The sequence below is a fragment of the Pseudomonas sp. H3_E07 genome (assembly GCF_054668895.1).
This window is the reverse complement of record NZ_CP162795.1, coordinates 4,121,800-4,141,895: the sequence shown is the minus strand read 5'-3', so window position 1 is coordinate 4,141,895 and position 20,096 is coordinate 4,121,800. Positions and strand designations below refer to the sequence as shown.

The 20,096-nt window shown below is 59.9% G+C and carries 21 protein-coding genes and 2 pseudogenes; 16 read left to right on the top strand and 7 right to left on the bottom strand.

The genetic code is table 11. The features are described 5' to 3' along the window. The first annotated feature begins 147 nt into the window (after positions 1-147). From argH to AB4O08_RS19005, 7 genes are all read left to right on the top strand, one after another. Positions 148-1,575 carry an argininosuccinate lyase gene (argH, locus tag AB4O08_RS19035; RefSeq protein WP_069672735.1) on the top strand — a complete coding sequence of 476 codons (1,428 nt, stop codon included), beginning with the start codon at positions 148-150 and terminating at the stop codon, positions 1,573-1,575. A 106-nt stretch (positions 1,576-1,681) separates the two neighbouring features. After that, positions 1,682-2,560: an amino acid ABC transporter permease gene (locus AB4O08_RS19030; protein ID WP_010208291.1), complete on the top strand. Its 879-nt coding sequence runs from the start codon at positions 1,682-1,684 to the stop codon at positions 2,558-2,560. Between the two features lie 24 nt (positions 2,561-2,584). Next, a complete protein-coding gene (locus AB4O08_RS19025; protein WP_010208290.1) occupies positions 2,585-3,349 on the top strand; it encodes an amino acid ABC transporter ATP-binding protein in 765 nt (254 codons plus the stop codon). Between the two features lie 25 nt (positions 3,350-3,374). Further along, positions 3,375-4,196, top strand: a complete 822-nt coding sequence (locus AB4O08_RS19020) for an ABC transporter substrate-binding protein (protein WP_010208288.1) — start codon at positions 3,375-3,377, stop codon at positions 4,194-4,196. Between the two features lie 75 nt (positions 4,197-4,271). After that, entirely contained in the window at positions 4,272-5,441 is a 1,170-nt protein-coding gene (locus tag AB4O08_RS19015; RefSeq protein WP_010208287.1) for an MFS transporter, read from the top strand. Positions 5,442-5,495: 54 nt separating this feature from the next. Beyond that, positions 5,496-6,443 carry a hypothetical protein gene (locus AB4O08_RS19010; protein WP_010208286.1) on the top strand — a complete coding sequence of 316 codons (948 nt, stop codon included), beginning with the start codon at positions 5,496-5,498 and terminating at the stop codon, positions 6,441-6,443. Between the two features lie 93 nt (positions 6,444-6,536). After that, entirely contained in the window at positions 6,537-6,902 is a 366-nt protein-coding gene (locus AB4O08_RS19005) for a helix-turn-helix domain-containing protein (protein WP_021491290.1), read from the top strand. 2 nt (positions 6,903-6,904) lie between these two features. Here AB4O08_RS19005 and AB4O08_RS19000 read toward each other — a convergent pair. From AB4O08_RS19000 to AB4O08_RS18985, 4 genes and pseudogenes are all read right to left on the bottom strand, one after another. Next, positions 6,905-7,096: pseudogene (locus AB4O08_RS19000) on the bottom strand (helix-turn-helix domain-containing protein); the annotation flags it as partial. A gap of 84 nt (positions 7,097-7,180) precedes the next feature. Continuing rightward, on the bottom strand, positions 7,181-8,683 hold the full coding sequence (locus AB4O08_RS18995) for an amidase family protein (protein WP_069672736.1): 1,503 nt from the start codon (positions 8,681-8,683) through the stop codon (positions 7,181-7,183). A 97-nt stretch (positions 8,684-8,780) separates the two neighbouring features. Further along, positions 8,781-9,476: a hypothetical protein gene (locus AB4O08_RS18990; protein ID WP_240054986.1), complete on the bottom strand. Its 696-nt coding sequence runs from the start codon at positions 9,474-9,476 to the stop codon at positions 8,781-8,783. Between the two features lie 174 nt (positions 9,477-9,650). Beyond that, positions 9,651-10,700, bottom strand: a complete 1,050-nt coding sequence (locus AB4O08_RS18985; protein WP_042571261.1) for an MBL fold metallo-hydrolase — start codon at positions 10,698-10,700, stop codon at positions 9,651-9,653. Positions 10,701-10,823: 123 nt separating this feature from the next. Between AB4O08_RS18985 and AB4O08_RS18980 the strand changes: the two genes are divergently transcribed. The 5 genes and pseudogenes from AB4O08_RS18980 to AB4O08_RS18960 all read left to right on the top strand — a co-directional run bounded on the left by AB4O08_RS18980 (position 10,824) and on the right by AB4O08_RS18960 (position 14,874). Beyond that, entirely contained in the window at positions 10,824-11,450 is a 627-nt protein-coding gene (locus AB4O08_RS18980) for a TetR/AcrR family transcriptional regulator (RefSeq protein ID WP_044287744.1), read from the top strand. 190 nt (positions 11,451-11,640) lie between these two features. After that, positions 11,641-12,690, top strand: a complete 1,050-nt coding sequence (locus AB4O08_RS18975) for a diguanylate cyclase (RefSeq protein ID WP_460114275.1) — start codon at positions 11,641-11,643, stop codon at positions 12,688-12,690. A 270-nt stretch (positions 12,691-12,960) separates the two neighbouring features. After that, positions 12,961-13,680: pseudogene (locus AB4O08_RS18970) on the top strand (PAS domain-containing protein); the annotation flags it as partial. 48 nt (positions 13,681-13,728) lie between these two features. Next, the gene (locus AB4O08_RS18965) at positions 13,729-14,280 is read left to right on the top strand and encodes a methyl-accepting chemotaxis protein (RefSeq protein ID WP_460114871.1); all 552 of its coding nucleotides are present in this window, start codon (positions 13,729-13,731) and stop codon (positions 14,278-14,280) included. Positions 14,281-14,355: 75 nt separating this feature from the next. Further along, entirely contained in the window at positions 14,356-14,874 is a 519-nt protein-coding gene (locus AB4O08_RS18960; protein WP_010208274.1) for a DUF1003 domain-containing protein, read from the top strand. Here AB4O08_RS18960 and AB4O08_RS18955 read toward each other — a convergent pair. Then, a complete protein-coding gene (locus tag AB4O08_RS18955) occupies positions 14,871-15,749 on the bottom strand; it encodes a LysR family transcriptional regulator (RefSeq protein WP_460114274.1) in 879 nt (292 codons plus the stop codon). The genes AB4O08_RS18960 and AB4O08_RS18955 overlap by 4 nt on opposite strands. 80 nt (positions 15,750-15,829) lie before the next feature. Here AB4O08_RS18955 and AB4O08_RS18950 point away from each other — a divergent pair, with 80 nt between their 5' ends. Together AB4O08_RS18950 and AB4O08_RS18945 are read left to right on the top strand one after the other, a co-directional pair. Next, positions 15,830-16,531 (top strand): CTP synthase C-terminal region-related (seleno)protein, encoded by a 702-nt coding sequence (locus tag AB4O08_RS18950; protein ID WP_010208271.1) that lies wholly within the window; start codon positions 15,830-15,832, stop codon positions 16,529-16,531. After that, positions 16,528-16,851 carry an antibiotic biosynthesis monooxygenase family protein gene (locus tag AB4O08_RS18945; protein WP_010208269.1) on the top strand — a complete coding sequence of 108 codons (324 nt, stop codon included), beginning with the start codon at positions 16,528-16,530 and terminating at the stop codon, positions 16,849-16,851. Before AB4O08_RS18950 ends, AB4O08_RS18945 begins: the two co-directional genes overlap by 4 nt. Here AB4O08_RS18945 and AB4O08_RS18940 read toward each other — a convergent pair. Then, on the bottom strand, positions 16,848-17,171 hold the full coding sequence (locus AB4O08_RS18940; RefSeq protein WP_010208268.1) for a DUF2025 family protein: 324 nt from the start codon (positions 17,169-17,171) through the stop codon (positions 16,848-16,850). The two genes, AB4O08_RS18945 and AB4O08_RS18940, sit on opposite strands and share 4 nt — an antisense overlap. Before the next feature lie 232 nt (positions 17,172-17,403). On the opposite strand from AB4O08_RS18940, the gene AB4O08_RS18935 reads away from it, so the two are divergent. Together AB4O08_RS18935 and AB4O08_RS18930 are read left to right on the top strand one after the other, a co-directional pair. Further along, positions 17,404-18,531: a glycerophosphodiester phosphodiesterase family protein gene (locus tag AB4O08_RS18935; RefSeq protein WP_010208267.1), complete on the top strand. Its 1,128-nt coding sequence runs from the start codon at positions 17,404-17,406 to the stop codon at positions 18,529-18,531. Beyond that, on the top strand, positions 18,532-19,185 hold the full coding sequence (locus tag AB4O08_RS18930) for a helix-turn-helix domain-containing protein (protein ID WP_460114273.1): 654 nt from the start codon (positions 18,532-18,534) through the stop codon (positions 19,183-19,185). On the opposite strand, the gene AB4O08_RS18925 is transcribed toward AB4O08_RS18930, so the two are convergent. After that, entirely contained in the window at positions 19,177-20,040 is an 864-nt protein-coding gene (locus tag AB4O08_RS18925; protein WP_010208264.1) for a sterol desaturase family protein, read from the bottom strand. The two genes, AB4O08_RS18930 and AB4O08_RS18925, sit on opposite strands and share 9 nt — an antisense overlap. Positions 20,041-20,096 lie beyond the last annotated feature (56 nt).

The following is a 20,096-nucleotide window of genomic DNA, read 5'->3' as shown; positions in this document are numbered from 1 at the left end:
TCCTTGAACATAGCCAGGCGGCGATAATGAACATAAACATCCGCCCTTGGCAACCATGAATACGGCGCGTTAGACGCTGATTCAGTCTAGTTGAAACCTTATTTTTACTGCCTCCGACTCTTCTAAAAACAAGCGTGAGGAACATCCATGTCCCAGCCCACCGACCGCCTTTGGGGCGCTCGTTTCAAGACCGGTCCGTCTGCTGCATTGGCCGCGTTGTCGCGTTGCCCTGAGCGCTATTTCCGTCTGACGCTTTACGACCTGGCCGGCTCCCGTGCCCATGCACGTGAGTTGCAGCGCGCCGGTTTGCTGGATGAGTCGGAAACCCTGCGCACCCTCGAAGCGTTGGACAGTATTGGCATGGACTTCGCCGCCGGCACGCTGCATCCGACCCTGGATGACGAAGACGTGCACACCTTTATCGAACGCGTATTGACCGAGCGCCTGGGCGCCTTGGGTGGCAAATTGCGCGCCGGGCGTTCGCGCAATGACCAGACGGCCAATGACCTGCGTCTTTTCCTGCGCGACCACGCGCGCACCATCACCACTGAGGTGCTGGGTCTGCAGCAGGCGTTAGTGGACCAGGCTGAACAGCATATCGAGAGCGTCTGCCCCGGCTTTACCCATTTGCAGCAGGCACAACCGATTGTGTTTGCTCATCACTTGCTGGCCCACGCGCAATCGATGTTGCGGGATGTGCAGCGGTTGGTGGATTGGGATGCGCGAACGGCGTTGTCGCCCCTCGGTGCGGCGGCCATGGCCGGTTCGGCGATTGCGCGCCAGCCGGAGCATTCGGCCAAGGAAATGGGCTACACCGGGCCGTGTGAAAACTCGATCGACGCGGTCGCCAGCCGTGACCATGTGGCGGAGTTTCTGTTTGTGGCGGGCATGCTCGGGGTGAATATTTCGCGCCTGTCAGAGGAATTTTGCCTGTGGTCGTCGCGGCAGTTTCGCTGGGTGGTGCTGGACGATGCCTACGCCACCGGTAGCTCGATCATGCCGCAGAAGAAGAACCCGGACATTGCCGAATTGGCGCGGGGCAAGGCTGGGCGCTTGATTGGCAACCTGACCGGGTTGATGTCGACGCTCAAGTCGTTGCCGCTGTCGTACAACCGCGATTTAAGTGAAGACAAGCACAGCGTGTTGGACAGTGTGGATACCTTGCTGCTGGTGCTGCCGGCGATGGCCGGGATGGTCGCAACCATGAAGGTGCAGGTTGAAGAGCTGCGGCGCCAGGCGCCGATGGGCTTCACCTTGGCGACGGAGGTGGCGGATTGGTTGGCCACGCGCGGTGTGCCGTTCAAGGAGGCGCATGAGATTACCGGCGCACTGGTTCAGGCCTGTGAGAAGCATGAGATTGAATTGTGGGAAGCCTCGTCGGCGATGTTGGCGGAGGTGGACGCGCGGTTGCTGCCTGAAGTGCGGGACTGCTTGAGCCTGGAAGCGGCGATTGCGGCGCGCAGTGGGTGGGGTGGGACGGCGCCGGAGCGGGTTCGCGAGCAGATTGGGCGGTTGAAGATTGCATTGGCGGCTCAGCAGCAGTGGGCTGAGAGCTATCAGGGCTTTCGGATTTAAGCCTGTCAGAGGTGTGGTGCTGGGGCTGACGCTTTCGCGAGCAAGCCCGCTCCCACATTTGGACCGAGTACATCAGTAGTAGCGTCATCAGTTTTGGAGAAGCACCATGAACCAAACCCCGGCAGAGCGCTTGGAAGCCGAGCGCAAGTTGTCCGAGAACCAGTTCGATATCACGCAGTACGAGCACGTGCCGCGTCGCTACTACGGGCGGATGTTTTTTGCCACGTTGATCGTGATTGTGTTGGCCGCGCTGTTGCGTGCATTTGCCAATGGTCAGATCGAATGGTCCTACATCGGTCAGTTCCTCACGTCTGAAGCCATCCTCTGGGGCCTGGTGAACACCATCATCATGTCGGTGTTGGCCATGGCGCTGGGCGTGGTGATCGGCGTGATCACGGCGATCATGCGTATGTCGGCCAACCCGATCCTGCGGTATGTGGCCATCACCTACACCTGGCTGTTCCGGGGCACGCCGCTGATCCTGCAACTGCTGCTGTGGTTCAACCTGGCGCTGATCTTCCCGGTGATCGCGATTCCGGGCCTGTTCAGTATCGACACTGTCGATCTGATGACGCCCTTCGTGGCCGCCCTGCTCGGCCTGAGTATCAACCAGGGCGCCTACACCGCCGAAGTGGTGCGCGCCGGTTTGCTCTCGGTCGACACCGGCCAGTACGAAGCCGCCAAATCCATCGGCATGCCGAGCCTGCAAGCCCTACGTAGGGTAATTCTGCCCCAGGCGATGCGCGTGATCATTCCGCCTGTAGGCAATGAGTTCATCAGTATGGTGAAAATGACCAGCCTGGCCAGCGTGATCCAGTACTCGGAGCTGCTGCACAACGCGCAAAACATCTACTACGCCAACGCACGGGTCATGGAGCTGCTGATTGTGGCCGGCATCTGGTACCTGGCGGTGGTGACTGTTCTTTCATTTGGTCAAAGCCGCCTTGAGCGTCGTTTTGCCCGCGGCGCCGGCAAGCGTTCGTAAGTCTGGGTTGAGGAGATTTGCCCCATGAGAAGCATCGTCAAGGCCGTCAACCTGAACAAGTATTACGACCAGTATCACGCGCTGCGCGACATCAACATCGAGGTCGAGCAAGGCGAAGTGATGTGCATCATCGGCCCGTCGGGTTCCGGTAAAAGCACGCTGCTGCGTTGCGTCAACCAACTGGAAAAAATCGACAAGGGCGGCCTGTGGGTCGACGGCGAACTGGTGGGTTACCGGGTCGTCGGCAACAAGCTGCATGAGATGAATGAATCGCAGATTGCCCGCCAGCGCCTGGCCACCGGCATGGTGTTCCAACGCTTCAATTTGTTCCCTCATATGACCGTGTTGCAGAACATCATCGAAGGCCCGTGCCAGGTGCTCAAGCGCTCGCCCAAGGAGGCCATCGAAGATGCGCTGGAGTTGCTGGCCCGCGTCGGCCTGGCAGACAAGCGCAATGCCTACCCTGTGGAGTTATCCGGCGGCCAGCAACAGCGTGTGGCGATTGCCCGCGCATTGGCCATGCGCCCCAAGTTGATGTTGTTTGACGAACCCACGTCAGCCCTCGACCCGGAGCTGGTAGGAGAGGTGCTGTCGGTGATGCGCGATCTAGCCACCACCGGCATGACCATGATCGTGGTCACCCACGAGTTGGGCTTCGCCCGCGAAGTGTCCAACCGCATGGTGTTCATGGATGCCGGTCAGATTGTGGAAGCCGGCAGCCCCGAAGAAATTCTAATAAGCCCACAAAACCCGCGTACCCAAAGCTTTATTTCTGCCGTTCGCACTTAACTAAAAAACAAACGAGAACGCCCCCATGAAAAAATTATTTATCCCAACCTTGCTCGCAGGCTTGCTGGCCTCCTCCGCTGTTTTCGCGGCTTTGCCGGCGGCAATCAAGGACAAGGGTGAGATCAGCGCGGCCATCGTGCCGAACTATCCGCCGATGGATTTCAAGGACCCGGCCACCAACACACTCACCGGTTTTGACTTCGATCTGGGCAACGCCCTCGCCGAGCGCCTGGGCGTAAAGATCAAGTGGCAGGAAACCGGCTTCGAGCAAATGCTCAGCGGCCTGACCACCAAGCGCGTGGACATCGTGCTGTCGGGCATGACCGATACCGCCGAGCGGCAGAAATCCGTAACCTTTATCGACTACTTCAGCAGCGGCCCGCAGCTGTACACGATGGCCAAGCGTGAAGACCTCAAGGAATTGACTGACCTGTGCGGGAAAAAAGTCGGCACCAGCCGTCGCACCACTTGGCCGTCGGAAATTGCCGCGTGGAGCAAGGAAAACTGCGAAGCGGCGGGTAAGCCAGCGATCGTGGTAATCGGCACCGAAGGCTCGGCGGATGCGCGCGCGCAGTTGCAGCAGAACCGCTTGGATGCGGCGATGCAGGGCAGCGAGACGATTCCTTATTTGATGTCGCTGGACAAGGGCAAGTACAAGCCGGTGGGCTTGGCGATTTCCAAGCAGTTCACCGGGCTTGGGATCGAGAAGAGCAACACGCAATTGGTCACCGCGATCAGTGAAGCGTTGCAGGGCATGATCGATGACGGCACTTACGGCAAGATCCTGAAAAAGTGGGATCTGGAGCAGGGCGCGGTCGATAAGATCAGCATCAACGCCGGCCAATAACCCTCCTTCTGTAGGAGCGAGCACGCTCGTTCCTACAGAAAACCAAGCCACCCAGACAAGGACATGTGCCCCACCGTGGCCACCTACTCCCTGGTAATCCGCCGCCTGATGATTTGCTCGCTGACCATCGTCATCAGCCGGGCAATGACCAGTCCCTTGATGACTTTGTTGCTCAGCCGGCGCCTGGGCCTCAACCAGCAGGACATCGGCTTGCTGATGGGCATCGCGGTGTTTACCGCCACCCTGATGGGCCTGTACGGCGGCTACGTCATCGACCGCATGGAAAAGCGCAAGCTGCTGATCCTGGCGATGCTCTCCAGCTCCATCGGTTTTCTGTTGCTGACCTTTGCCACCAACCTTTACCTCACCACCTTGACACTCGTCATCACCGAGTCGGCATCGGCGCTGTTCCTGATCGGTTCCAAGGCGATCATCAGCGAGAACCTGCCGGTGGAGCAGCGCGCCAAGGTGTTTTCCCTGCGCTACACCCTGACCAATATCGGCTACGCCACAGGCCCCATGGTGGGCGTGGTCATTGCCGGGCAGATGCCCCTGCTGCCATTCATGCTGTCCAGCGCCATCGCGTTTATCAGCGTGTTCCTGATGATAGGCATCCCGCCAACCCAGCGTGAGGAAAGCAGCAAGCCCTTGAGTTTTCTCACCACGCTGAAAACCCTGCGCAACGATCGCAGCCTGGTGCTGTTCACCGGCGGCAGCCTGCTAAGCACCATCGTGCATGGCCGTTACACCTTGTACCTGTCGCAATTTCTGCTGGTGATTCACAACCCGGATGATGCACTGAAAATTCTTTCCGCCGTGCTGGCGTGCAACGCAATCACGGTGATGGTGCTGCAATACCAGATCGGCCGCTTCCTTAAGCGTGAGCAATTGCGTTACTGGATCCTGCTGGGCACTGCGCTGTTCATCGGCGGCCTGATCGGCTTCAGCCAGGCCGACAGCCTGCTGTCGTGGTGTGTGGCCATGTTCGTGTTCACGTTGGGCGAGATGATTATCTTCCCGTCCGAATTCCTGTTTATCGACACCCTTGCCCCCGAATCGCTGCGTGGCAGTTACTACGGCGCGCAGAACCTGGCGGCCTTTGGCGGGGCGCTGAGCCCGGTGATTTGTGGCTATCTGTTGATCAACTCACCGCCGACCACGATGTTTTATGCACTGGCCGGGTTGACGGCGGCGGGCGGTGCGCTGTGCTTCTTGAGCGGGCGGCGGGTTGCAGGTTCTTGCTGATATTTACCCAGGATCCCGCTATTAATAGCCAAACCTCTCACGGACCCGAGCCCCATGAAATTCGACACGGCCTACTGCCTGAGTCTCGATGACAAGCTGTCGATCTACGACGTACGAGACCTGAATTTCGACGAAACAACCGATTTCGACTCAGACAAGGACAGCTTTCTCTGCCCCAATGACGACTGTCGTACGGCGTTTGACCCCGGTAACGCGCTGAGCACCTTCAACGCCAAAAACGTCAATTACCTGCGCACGCCGCATTTCAAGAACAGGACCAGCACCCGGCATATCGACGGTTGTCGTTACGCCAGCACGCCCAAGACTGCGGTAGATGACAGTGACGACGAGCGTGAGGACCATTTCCCATCGGAGTTTGTACTCACCCGTCGTCAGTACGAACGCCAGACGCCGCTTGCGAGTACAGAGGGAAGCATCCCACACGATCCAGTGAAAGCGCCCTCAAACCGAAGCTCTGTATCCCACCGCGCCAATGACAGCACCCCAGACAAAACCAGCGTGTTCGCCCACCCGGTCGAATGTTTCGTGTCCAACATCGACGACAAGGACAAGCTCAAGTCCATGCCGTTGAAAATCGGTGACCACACCGCGACCTACTGGACGTTTTTCAAGAAAATCGAATACCTGCAAGACAACAAAGGCCTGATCTACTGGGGCAAGATCAGGGCGATCAAGGACTACACCAGCAGCTTTCGCATCGACTTCGAAAAGAAAGTGTGGCTCGACAAGAAGCCCTACTCGGTCAACGTCTACCTGAGTAAAAAACTCATTGAGAACTACCGCAAACGCAAGGTGTTCCTGGAGCAGATCAAGGCGGCCGTGGACAGTGAGCGCGCGTTGTACTGCTTCTTCTACGGGGTGACGCCGGAGCTGAAACAGGTGCCGAGCAAGAAGAATCCCGAGCAGACCTTCGGGGTATTCAGTGCCAATATCGAGAACCTGGACCATCTGATCATTCGGGAGGCGCCAGGGGTGGAATAGTGGGTCAGCAAAAATCCAGTTGATGAGCGGTCAAAACAACTGTACAAAAACACAGTATAGTTTGCCCTCCCCCGTCGAACCTGGAGAAACCCCATGTCCTCTCTGGCAATGAGCTCTTTCGTAGAACAGCAGATCGTCCTGCATCAATTCACCGCCAAACACAGTGTGCAAGCCCGCGCGATGCTGGGCTGGAGCCGGGAAGACCTGGCTCGCCAGGCCGGTGTGGCCGTTGAGGCGGTTCAACAGTTTGAAAGCCAGCATGACGTGGGGGATGAAACCCGCCTGGCCTTGGCGTTTCGGTTGGAAGCTGAAGGGCTGGTGTTTTTCCCGGGGTTTGCACCGGGGTGGGGGATGAGTGTGCGCCGGTTTGACTGTGCAGAACCAGAGCCTGTAGCGCAGGGCATCCTCTCCCGTTTGATAGGCACAACGTCGGCATCCCTTGAACCGAAAGGTGCGTAGAGTCATGCCTGCAGTTGTCGCGCCCAGCGCATCATGTGCGGCGGTTGGCCAAAGGCACGCAGGAATGCAAGGCGCATCCGTTCCGGGTCGCCGAAGCCGGTTTCGCGGGCGATGATGTCGATGAAGTGGTCGCCAAGATCGAGCAGCAGGCGCGCCCCCTCGATGCGCAACCGCTCGATTGCCTTTGCGGACGACACCTTGGGCAGGGACGCCTACGAAACAGCAAGGCTCCCTGGCACCCAACCTGTCGCATCGCTCCCCAGCGGCACGCTACGGCGTCAAAGTTGCGGCTTAACCGCTACCTGAGCTGCTTGCTCATACCCATGGGCCACTGCCAGCAAGGTGGGCTCGGCCCATTGGGTACCAAAAAAGTAGGCACTGGTGGGTAGACCATCCTCATCTACACCAGACGGTACGGCAATTCCCGGATAGCCGGCTGCCGCGACGCCGAAGTAACTGTTGGTGTCGAAATCCGACACCATCGCGTCCAGGTTTTCTGCCTTGATCGGGTCATCGATCGAGCTTCTGAAATCCTGGATGAGCGCATCCCACAGTGGCTTGCGTGCTGCTGGCGTCAGCGTTGAGGCGCTGATTTCCCTGAGCACCGGTTGATGATCCGTCTCACTGCCATCGCGTTCGTCGTTGAACCGGATCAGTTCGGTCAGCGACTTGACCGGCAATCCCGAGCGCTTGCCCAGGTAGGTATTCAGTGAGTCCTTCACATCCGAAAGCAATAGTTCGTCGTAGCGTGAGGCATCGGCCAGGCGCAGGTTGACCGGCACCAACACCGCGCCTTGCTCGCGAAGCACTTCCAATGTCCGATTGAATGACGTGCTGTTCTCCACTGGCAGGGTTTCACCCTCTTTGGAGAACGTGGCGGGATAGCCGATACGCTTGCCTTTCAACGCGCCTGGAACCAGTAACTGGGTGTAATCGATACCTTGGGGCGCTCCCACGCTTGCTGGATCCGCGGGATCACTGCCTGACATGGCATTGAGCATCAGTGCAGCATCAAACACTGAACGCGTCATCGGGCCCGGTGTGTCCTGGTACTGGCTCGCGGGAATAATTCCATTGCGGTCCAGCAGGCCGACAGTGGGCTTGAGCCCGACAATACCGTTACGCGCTGCCGGCACAATGATCGAACCGTTGGTTTCTGCCCCCACCGCCATGGGCGCCAACCCTGCTGCAACGGCGGCGGCAGAGCCGGAGCTGGACCCTCCAACGTCGGCGTCCCTTTGATGAGGGTTGCGGGTCTGCCCGCCCCGACTGCTCCAGCCATCGGGGCCCCCACGGAACCCAGCCATTTCAGTCATGTTGGTTTTGCCGAGGATCACCGCGCCCTGCTGGATCAGGTAGTCCACCAACGGGGCGTTCTTGCTGGCTGATGCACCGACCAGCCCAAACGCACCCGCACTGGTTTGCATGCCTTCGGTTTCGATCGTGTCCTTGAGCAAGATGGGAATGCCATGCAGCGGCCCGCGCACGTTGCCATTGGCCCGCTCACGGTCCAACTCACGTGCGGTTTCAAGCGCCTTGGGATTGAGTTCGATGATGGCGCTCAGTTGCGGATCCAGCCTGCGAATCCGCTCCTGCAGGTGAGTGACCAGATCGACCGAAGTGAGCCCGCCCGGCAGGGCCATTTGCCTGCTGAGCTCGTTGACACCGAGGTATTCAGTACCCGCGGGCACAGGTGTTGAAGCCGTGGGTGAGGCGTCTCCAGCGAACGACTCTACGACCTGCCAAACCATGGCGCCCATGCCATATGCGATTCCTAACATACGACCTCCTGAGAAGTAAGAAATGAAGAAGGACCAACGTTGATCCGTAGGCCAGTCTAAAAACTTCACCCCTCCTTGGCAGCGCGGCGAGGGTGATTCACCGTGTGGGATAGTTCAGCGCTGCGGGTGGCTCATCCTGCCGATCCATCAGACGGCACACGTTTTGATAGCCCTGTACCAGCGCCGGCAGCCAATCTTTCGCCCAACGTGCGCCGTAGAACCACAGCGTCGCGCCATCCTCGAGCGGCGCGCCAACCCCCGGGTAGCCACTCCAGCACGCGCTGTGGAAGGCGCTGCTACGGCTGTCGGATACCAGGGCATCCAGTCGGAATGCACGCACCAGCTCATCGATTTCGTTGCGGGTGTGAAGGGTCTGATTGGCCCGGTGTGCAGGCACTGGTACCAGCTCGGTACCGGCCTGGCGCAGGATGCCCAAGGCTTTCAGGAAGGAGGGAGGGTGTTCGATCCGCCCCTCTTCGTGGTCATCCACAAACCGCTCGGCAAACCCCACGCGCCTGCCGCCCAGCGCGTGAGTAGCCGTGAAGGCCGTGTTGTTTTCCACCAAGGGGACTTCAACCATCACCGGCCCAGAGGGATCGACGCCACTTAAGGCAATCAACGACAGCGCCGGGTCGCGCAAGGGTTTCAGGGGAAGACTCGGAGCGTCATAACCTGGAATGGGGACGATTCGTCCAGGGTTGTCACGAGCCTGGGGCTCGACACCGAAAGCGATACTTCGCGGGTTCCCTTGCTCGTTGAGCGAAGTCGCCAGGCCAGACGCTTCAGTGAGCACAGAAGCTGGTTGACTCGGTGGGCACGGTATACCCGCCTGCCAATATTTCCGACACTTACTCTCCATAAATACCGTCCCCCGAGAATTGATTTTCCGGGGATCATCGCACCCTTGGCTGGCGTCTGTCGCAGCTCTGAAACAGCTTGAAAACTCCTTTTTCCGGCGGCTGTTCCGTCAGCCGGCTAGCTGTTCCTGCGCACCTTGGGCTTCAACCTCCAGCCACCACGCACACCCTCGCTCAGGCTGGTTCAAGCTGAACGCCTGCCCCATCTGCGGTGTGGTGATACACACGTTGCGCTCCCAGGCCAGGGCCATGATGCGGTCGAACGGTTCGTGCCAGGCATGGAACGCCAGGTCGAAGGTGCCGTTATGAATCGGCAGCAACCAGCGGCCTTTGAGATCGATATGCGCTTGCAGGGTTTGCTCAGGTTGCATGTGCACGTGGGGCCAATCGACGTTGTAAGCGCCTGTTTCCATCAGCGTCAGGTCAAACGGACCGTACTGTTCGCCGATGCGTTTAAAGCCGTCGAAGTAACCGGTATCGCCGCTGAAAAAAATCCGTCGCGCACCATCGATCATCACCCAGGAACACCACAAGGTCTGGTTGGCATCCAACAGGCCCCGCCCGGAAAAATGCTGCGCAGGCGTGGCAACAAACCGAATGCCCTCCACCTCAGTGCCCTGCCACCAATCCAGCTGGCGCACTTTGCTGGCGTCCACGCCCCATTTCACCAGAATGTCCCCGACGCCCAGCGGCGCGAGAAAATAGCGGGTCTTATCGGCCAATTGGACGACAGCCTTGCGGTCAAGATGGTCGTAGTGGTTGTGGGAAAGAATCACTGCCTCTAGCGGCGGCAGCTCCTCAAGACTGATGGGCGGTTGGTGGAAACGCTTGGGGCCGGCCCAACTGAACGGCGACGCACGCTCGGCGAACACCGGGTCGGTCACCCAGAATTTGCCGCGCATTTTCAGCAAGACCGTGGAATGCCCGAGACGGAACACGCTGTGATCCGGCGCCGCCAACAGCTGCTCGTGCGTCAGCGGCTGCACCGGGATCTGCCCCACCGGCCGCGTGCTGCGCGGCTTGTTGAACAACATATTCCAGAAAATACGCAGGGTTTTGCCGAAGCCCCCCTGCTGTACGGGCGCCTCGTTGCTGAAGTGCCCCTGGTCTTGCTTGGGCGCTGCCGGCGAAGAATCGACACGGGACGAAATCGTGGCCATTTACAGGTGACTCCTACAGACCGATCTTTAATTACACTGCACAGTGTAGTTTTAAGATTGCAACAAAATACACAGCAAGTAAACTACTGAGTGTAACTTTCCTTGACGAACCGAGCGCCCTCCATGACTGCCCCTCAACGCCTCACCGACCGTAAACGCGAAGCCATCGTGGCCGCGGCCATCGCTGAGTTTCGCGAAAACGGTTTCGAGGTCACCAGCATGGACAAGATTGCCGCCACCGCCGGCGTTTCCAAACGCACGGTGTACAACCACTTCCCCAGCAAGGAGGAGTTGTTTGCCGAAATTCTCCATCAACTCTGGGCAAGCAGCGTTGCGCAGCTCGACGTCAGCTACGCCAGCGACCGCCCACTGCGCGAACAACTGCGCGGTTTGCTGGAAGCGAAGATGAAGATGATGGCGGACGCCAATTTCCTCGACCTTGCCAGGGTCGCCATCGCCGCCACCATCCATTCGCCGGAGCGTGCGCAGGACATGGTCACCCGTCTGAGCAAGCGCGAAGAGGGTTTTACCCAATGGGTCCGCGCCGCCCAGGAAGATGGCCGGCTCAATTGCAACGACCCGGCATTTGCCGCGCACCAGATTCAGAGCCTGCTCAAGGCGTTCGCCTTCTGGCCGCAAATTACGCTCGGCCAACCGGTTCTGGACGCCGCCACTCAGGCCAATGTTATCGAGTCCGCCATCGACCTGTTCCTGGCCGGCTACGAAGTCACCCCTTCCCGTCAGCCATAAAACCTGTGGTGTGAACGACATTCCTGATCTTTTTGGCATATTCACGCGCTGTCCTGAACAAATGGCTTGGAAGGACACTGATTATTCCCACGCGAATAACTGACAATATTCACAGCTATTATCCGATCAACGGTTCGACCCGCTGACGCGCCTTGCCGCACCTGCTAATAAAGAACAGCCCCAGGAATTTATGGAAAACAGACGAGGCAAAGGGCTTTCATTTGCCAGACGTATCTACAATCCAAGGATTATCGGCTTGGGCATCGGCAGCATCAGTGTCACAGGCGCGCTTTATCCGCTCGCAATGCCGGGCTGGGTCTGGGCATTTCTGCTGTTCAACGGTTTCGCCTGGGCGCATGTGGCCTACCAACTCTCAGCGCGCTCGCAATTTCCCTACCAGGCCGAGCAACGCAACCTGTTGTACGACTCATTGTTCGGCGGGTTCTGGGCCGCGGCCACGCAATTCACACCACTGACAACCGTCACCATCCTTTCCATGATGACCATGAACAACGTGGCGGCGGGCGGCAAGCGGCTATTCCTGCGTGGGCTGCTGGCGCAAGTGGCCGGTATCGGGGTCGCAGGTGCGCTTTTCGGCATTAAATTCAACCCCAACGTCAGCCTCACCCAGGTCTACACCTGCCTGCCGATGCTAACGCTCTACCCCATGGCCATCGGCATGGTTTGCTATCAGTTGGCGATTAAGTTGTCGGAACACAAACGCGCGCTCAGTGCCCTAAGCCGTACCGACAGCCTCACCGGCCTGCTCAATCACGGCTCTTGGAAAGACCTGCTGCACCTCAAATTCCACAAATGTCAGCAACAGCAAAGCCACGCCACCATCGCCCTGATCGATATCGACCACTTCAAGCAGATCAATGACACCCACGGCCATATCGTCGGTGACGCGGTCCTGCGGCAACTGAGCCTGGAGCTGCGGCGCAACCTGAGGGAAAACGACCTTGCAGGGCGGTATGGCGGCGATGAATTCTGTGTGATTCTTCCGCAAATGCCCATGGAACAGGCCGCCCAGGTCATGGAGCGCATGCGCGAGACCTTCAGCAATTACCGCAACCCACAGATCCCTGAATTGCGCGTGAGCCTGAGCATCGGCCTGGCCGATTTCCAACCCGTCTTTACCGACGCCGCCATGTGGCTGAATGCGGCGGACCGAGCGCTGTATGCCGCAAAAGACACCGGGCGTAACCGGGTCAACATGAGCGACGAGAGGGTCGCTTAGTCGCCGGAACCGGTCCTACCACACCTCATCTGAGTTTCCTTCCTGCGCGCTGGATCAAAGCAAAAGGCCACCACTTGTCGGCTACCCAAAAAAGGTCCTGCCATTGCGGCGAACTTCTTGTCAGGCTGATCACTCTGAACCCGTTGTCCCACCCCTCTGTCGGCACAAGGAAGCCGACAATGAGCAAGTCAACCGTACGGCGCATGCCTTACGGGGGCAGGCGCACACCCATGGAAACTCCCAGCAGCCTGCTTGTCCGAGCACCCGAACATGCTATTCAACGCCCACAAGAAAACCATAGATTCCCTGCAACACACCCTTGCCCAACACGCCAGTCTGTTGGACGCCATCGAGCGCTCCATGGCGGTGATCGAATTCGACCTGCACGGCAACGTGCTGCGGGCCAATGCCAACTTCCTCCAGGCCATGGGTTACCGCGCCGAGCAGATCGAGGGCCAGTCCCATCGAATGTTCTGCACTCCCGCGTTCGCCCGCAGCGCCGAGTACAACCAGTTGTGGTCGAACCTGCGCAATGGCCAGTACCAGTCCGGCACCTTTGAACGGGTGGCCGGCGATGGCCAGTCGGTGTGGCTGGAAGCCAGCTACAACCCGGTGCGCGATGACGCGGGCCATGTCATCAAAGTGGTGAAGTACGCCATGGATGTCACCCCACGCCTGCAGGCAGAAAGTGAAGCCAATGCCAAACTGGCCGCCATCAGCCGGGCCATGGCGGTGATCGAGTTCAACCTCGACGGCACCATCATCACGGCCAATGCAAACTTCCTGCAGCGCATGGGTTACACCCTCGCGCAGGTCCAGGGCCAGCACCACCGCCTGTTCTGCACGAAAGCGTTGGCCAACAGCCCGGCCTACGAGGATTTCTGGCGGCGCCTGAACCAGGGCGAAATGTTCAGCGGCCAGTTCGAACGGGTGGATAAGAACGGCCAGGCCGTGTGGCTCGAAGCCAACTACAACCCGGTGTACGACGCTGGCGGGCGCCTGTGCAAAGTGGTGAAGTTCGCCTCGGACGTGACCGCCATGGTGCAGCAACATACCGCCGACGCCGCCAGTGCCGCCCAGGCGTATCACATCTCCCTGAACACCCGGGACATCGCCGAAAAAGGTGCCGAAGTGATCCAGCAAACCGCCAGCGGCATGCGCGATATTGCAGCGGATATCGACGGTTCCTCACAACTGATCGCCAAGCTGGGCGAGCGCTCGCAGCAGATCACCGCCATCGTCAACACCATTCGCGGCATCGCTGACCAGACCAACCTGCTGGCCCTCAACGCCGCCATCGAGGCGGCGCGTGCAGGCGAGCAAGGTCGCGGGTTTGCGGTGGTGGCTGATGAAGTGCGGCAATTGGCTGCACGCACCAGCGGCTCCACGGCGGAAATCTCCAGCATGATCGCGATGATCCAGGACGAAACCCGCCAAGCCATCCACAGCATGGACGGCACCCGCGACCGCGCCGCGCAAGGGGTCGACCTGGCCAACCGCGCCGGCACGGTGATCCTGCAAATCCGCGAAGGCACCAGCGACGCGGTGCAGGCGGTGAATGCATTCGCCAATGAGCGCGGTGGCAACTGAGCCGATCTTCATACGGGGGGGTGAGCGCTCGGTCTATAGTGCTTGCTTGTTTTCAAGCAAACGTCCGAGCCCGCCATGACCCCAGAAAAGACCGAAACCGCTTCCGTCGACCACCTGCGCTTCCACCGTCGCCACGCCCACTTGGCGCCGACCTTCGGCAATGACACTTTTGCCCTCAAGGCTGAAGCTTTCGCCCGGTTCTTCGGCACGCCTACCTTCCTCGGCGCACAAACCGCAATCGTGGTGGTGTGGGTGGTGCTGAACACGACCGGCATCACGCACTTCGATGTGTACCCGTTCATCCTGCTCAACCTGGCCTTCAGCCTGCAAGCGGCCTATGCCGCGCCGCTGATCCTGCTGGCCCAGACGCGCCAGGCCGCTCGCGACAAGGCGCAGTCAGAGGCCGACGCCCAACACCGCGAAGCCCTGGCCAGCGCTAACACTGAGCGCCAGGCCCAGGCGGCTCAGACCAGCAAACAGTTACTGGAGCTGCTGGAGCAAAATACTCGCCTCACGGAGATGACCAAGCAACTGACAGAACGAATCGAAAGCCTGACGAGCGAAATGCATGAGCACTTTGTGCGAAAAACCTAAGGCAACCGCACGTGTCGGCCCAACTCATCAAACAGCGTGACCACTGAGCGCAGCGCCCGACAATCGGGACGCGTGAGCAACCACAGCGCTGTGTCATGCCCCGCCAATGCAGGGCCCAACGGCTGCAGGCCTTCACCCATTAAAAAGTCGGGCAACGCCGCCACCCCCAAACCCGCACGCACCAACTCGGTGACCGATAACATGCTGTTGCAGCGATAGCTGGGGCGCACGCCAGGCAAGTGCTCGCGGCGCCAGACGACCGTGGGGTGGTCGGGCAGGAAGTCATCCGGGGCGATCCAAGGCAGGTCAGCCAATTCATGACCCATGTGCTGTTGGGCGAACTCCGGACGGGCACACACCTGATAAGCCACATTGCCCAGGCGCCGCCCCACCAGATGCTCCGGCGGCGTGCGGGTCAGGCGCAGGGCGATATCGGCGTCGCGGCGGCTGAGGTTGGCAAAATCATTCGACGTGCTCAACTCCAAGGTCAGCGCCGGGTACTCTGGCATGAACTGCGCCAGGGCCGGCAACAGCAAACCTTGCAGCACCGAGTCGGTGCAGGTCAGGCGCACCGTGCCGCTGATCACCTCACCGCCTTGCTCCACACCGATGCGCGCGGCCTCCAGCGCTTGTTCGGCGCGTTCTGCCTGCTGCGCCAGGTTGCTCGCCAGACTGGTGGGCAGGTAGCCGGCGCGGCTTTTTTCAAACAACGTCTGGCCCAGCGCCGCCTCCAGGCGCCGCACCGCGCGGAACACCGTGGACACGTCCACGCGCAACAGCGCCGCCGCCCGTGCGAGCGTGCCGCCGCGCACCAGGGCGAGGATCAACGATAAGTCTGGGTAGTCGATTGAATAGTGCGTCACTGCATTGAGCATGTGTTGATACGCCAATATTGATTGCGTGAACGCCAATCTATAGTGCGTCCCAGGACACCACAAGCCCTAGGACGTACACGATGAAAAGCACGCCTTTGCACCTCGCCCTGATCGGCGACTACAACCCCGATGTCATCGCTCACCAAGCCATCCCCGTGGCGCTGCAACAGGCCGCCGAGACGCTGGGCCTGAGCATTCACGTACAGTGGCTCGACACCGATAACCTACCCCCGTCACTGCACGGCTTCGACGGTTTCTGGTGCGTCCCCGCCAGCCCTTACCGTGACACCGAGGGCGCAATGCGCGCGATCCAGTTTGCCCGCGAGCAACGCCGACCGTTCCTGGGCACTTGCGGCGGTTTTCAACATGCGGTGCTTGAATACGCGCGCAACGTTCTGGGTTGGAAGGATGCCGAGCATGGCGAGCTCGCCCCGCAGTCCACCCGCGCTGTGATCGCGCCACTGAGCTGCGCGCTGGTGGAAGCCACCGACACCGTGCGCCTGGCGCCCTACACCCGGATCGCCGAGGCCTACGGCACCCTTGATGTGCAGGAAGGTTATCGCTGTCGTTATGGCGTGAACCCCGCGTTTCTCGATGCCTTGCTCAACGGCGACCTGATCCCCAGCGGCCATGACTCGGCGGGCGATCTACGGGCGGTGGAATTGCTCGACCACCCGTTCTTCGTCGCCACCCTGTTCCAGCCCGAGCGCGTCGCACTGAAAGGCATCACCCCGCCCTTGGCGATTGCCCTGCTCAAGGCTTGCCAGGCGGAGTCCGCATGATCGCCCCCACACCCAACCCGCCCTACTACGCGGTGATTTTCAGCTCACAGCGCACCGAAGGCGATCAAGGCTACGGCCAGGCGGCCAGCCGCATGCTGGAACTGGCACGCGAACAACCGGGGTTTCTCGGCGTGGAGTCCGCACGGGAGGACGCTCTGGGCATCACCGTGTCGTACTGGGAGAGTGAAGCGGCCATCCTGGCCTGGAAGCAGCAGGCCGAGCACCGGGCGGTGCGCGAACAAGGGCGCGCCGCCTGGTACTCAGCCTTCCAGACGCGGGTATGCAAAGTCGAACGGGACTACCGTTTCAAGGCGGGCTAGCTCACAAGACTGCGCAACGCACTGATCTGCGGAATCTCCACCCGACGCATATACACCCGCAACGGCTCGGTGATGTTGATGCGGTCGTCGATGTTTTGGTCCAGCAGCAACTGGATACGTTCGCGGGACAGGGTCATGGTCTGCTCCGGGGCCGGCAGCCAGACGAATTCGGCGGTGGGAATGATGCCGTCATCGGCCACGTCCATGCCGAAGGCGTCTTCGCTGAATCGCACGATGTAATGGCCTGTCTTGCGGTTGAGGCCAACAAAACCGTGGAGTTGGTCGGCGGCCTGGCAGATAAGCTCGGAGGTGATGCGCATGGTAAACCTCACTGAAAAGTCCCACAGGAACTGGAAAGATGGTTTACACGCGTGGCGAAAAGCGCCGCCCTCTAACGGGGCAGCTTCGGCCAAGAATACGGCAATGCCCGAGAAAAAAACCGAGAAAATTGAGGGCTGCACACGTTAATGTCGGTTTGGTGATAGCGCCTTTCGCAATCAATTGTTAAAAAGGAGGCCTTCTCAAAGCTACCTCTACGAAAGGACTTCGCCTATGCCTGTCACGTCTACCAAGAGCGCCCTGCTGCTCGCCCTGATGCTCGGCCTTGGCCAGGCACATGCGCAAGCCCCTATCAGCCCGGCCGAATTGGCGACCAACGAAGGCATCCCCTACCCTGCCGTGATCGCCCACCGTGGCGCTTCCTTCGATGCACCGGAATCCACCGCTGCCGCCTACAAGATCGCCCGCGACCTGGGTGCCGACTACCTGGAAATGGACCTGCAGCGCAGCAAGGACGGCGTACTGTTCGCCCTGCACGACAATAATCTGCAGCGCACCACCGACGTGGCCACCAAGTTCCCTGATCGCAAGGACGCCCCGGCCAACGAGTTCACTTGGAAAGAACTGCAAACCCTCGACGCCGGCAGCTGGTTCAACGCCGCCTACCCGGACCGCGCGCGCCCAGGTTTCGTCGGCCTGAAAATCCAGAGCCTGGACGACATCATCAAGATCGCTGAAGGCAACCCTCAGCACAAACCCGGCCTGTACATCGAAACCAAAGAGCCCAAGCAATTCCCCGGCATCGAAGCCGACCTGAAGAACAAGCTGCTCGACAAAGGCTGGCTGAGCTCCGCCGGTTCCAAGCTGGGCAAGAGCAACGTTGGCGTCGGCCAGGGCAAGGGTCGCGTGGTGCTGCAAACCTTCGAAGTGGCCAGCCTGAAAGAGCTGCAGAAAGAAATGCCGAACACCCCGAAAATCCTGCTGCTGTGGGTGGGCGAAGGCAGTATCGAGCCGAAGAACAAGCAGACGTTCGCTGAATCCGGCGAAACCACCAAGGCCGCCTATTACGCCAAGCAAGAGCCGAAAGACGCTGCCGAGTTCGAAAAGTGGGTCGACGAAGCCAAGAGCCTCGGCGCCATCGGCACCGGCCCATCGGCTGAGCTGACCAATCACGGCGACCAGAGCTATTCGGACCTGGTCAAACCGGAAATGAACAAGCTGACCCACGACAAAGGCCTGCTGGTACACGTCTACACCGTGGATGAGCCGGTGGACTTCGAAAAAGTGATGAAGGCTGGCGTCGATGGCATCTTCACCAACCGCGCCGCCGAACTGCTGAAGTTCTACAAGCGCTGGCCGTCGTCCAGCGTGCAGGATCTGCTGAACGACTATAAGTACTGAGTGAAGGCCGAATGGTCAGGCCGCCTGTGGTTGGGCCGTGACTACGGCCTGATCCGCGGCGAGCTGGGGCGCACCGCGCCCCATGCGCACTACGCCCACCAATTGATGTTCTCCACAGGCTCACCGATCACGGTCAGCCTCGACGGCCAGGTCACCACGGCCCACCGCCTGTTTATCCCATCGCGACAGACTCACGCCATTCTTGAGACTCAAGGTGAGGTCTCGGTGCTGTACGCCGAACCTGCCGTGTTTGATATTGCCCCTTTGCTGCACCAGGACCTCTCCCTGGAGGCAATGCGTCGACTGCCTCGGCGCAGCCTGGATGATCCACGTCTGGAGCGCGCCCTCGCCGCACTGGATCAACACCTCGCCGGCAAAGTCTCGGCCCAGGCCCTGGCCCAGGCCGCGCACCTGTCATTGAGTCAACTGGAACGACTGTTCGCCCAACAACTCGGTTTGCCTGTGCGTCGCCTGGTGCTGTGGCGACGATTGCGCATCGCCCTGCACTTGGCGCTTGCCGGTGGCACGCTGACCGAAGCGGCTCACGGTGCGGGGTTTGCCGACTCAGCGCATTTTTCACGGACCATGAAGCAGTTGTTTGGCGTCACGGCGGCGGCGTCGTTGCGCCAGCTGAAGGTTGAGTTGTTAACCTAAACCATCCGGCAGTGACGGCTCTTTGCTCAAGCCAACCGTCTTGAAAGGATCACGCAACTGCGCCCCATAGCCCACCGGGAAATCCGGCCGACTGCCAATCCCAAGATCCCCGGGCCCGATGCGGTAGCCCGAGCGGTAATACGCCGTGCCCAACAGCCAATCCCACAGGTTGAAAAACAAGCCGAAATTCACATCCCCGGCACGGCCGTATTTCATGTGGTGAAACCGATGCACCGGCGCCCAGGCGAACACCCAGCGCAATGGCCCTAGGCGCATGTCCACATTGGAATGCTGCAACAGCAGTTGAAGAGCAATGGCCAGCGCCAGCAATTGCGCCACGTCCAGCGGGATACCTAACAGGATCAAGGGCAGCAAGCCTGCAGTGGCTTCGAGCATCTGATGCAACGGGTGCTTCATCAAACCGTTGAAACCGTAGAGCCGCTGCACACTGTGATGCACCGCATGCAGGCGCCACAGCAGTGCGATGCGATGGCTGGCGTAATGCATCAAAGTAATGCCGGCATCAGCCAGCACAATAGCCATCAGCAGCTGTTCCCACAGCGGCCAGCCACGCGGCCAAATGCCTTCAAACGCCAACAACGCCGTGAGCCCAGGCAGGATCAACAAGCCCACGGCATTCAGGCTTTCGTTGACCAAGGCGTGCACGGTGTCGCGCCGACGATCACCGAGACTGCGATTCCACTGTGGTTCATAGGGCAACCACTGCTCCGCCAGGAATGACACTGCAACCGCTGTCACGAACAGCAAAATCAGCGCGTGCGGTTGCCAGAGTCCGCAAGCGATAAAGCCAAACAGAAATGCAGGCGCGTAGATCCAACTCACTAACCGTTTCATGCAGAGTCTCCCTTCAAGTGAGCCTCCAGCATGAAATCCCCCGCGCCTGGCGGATT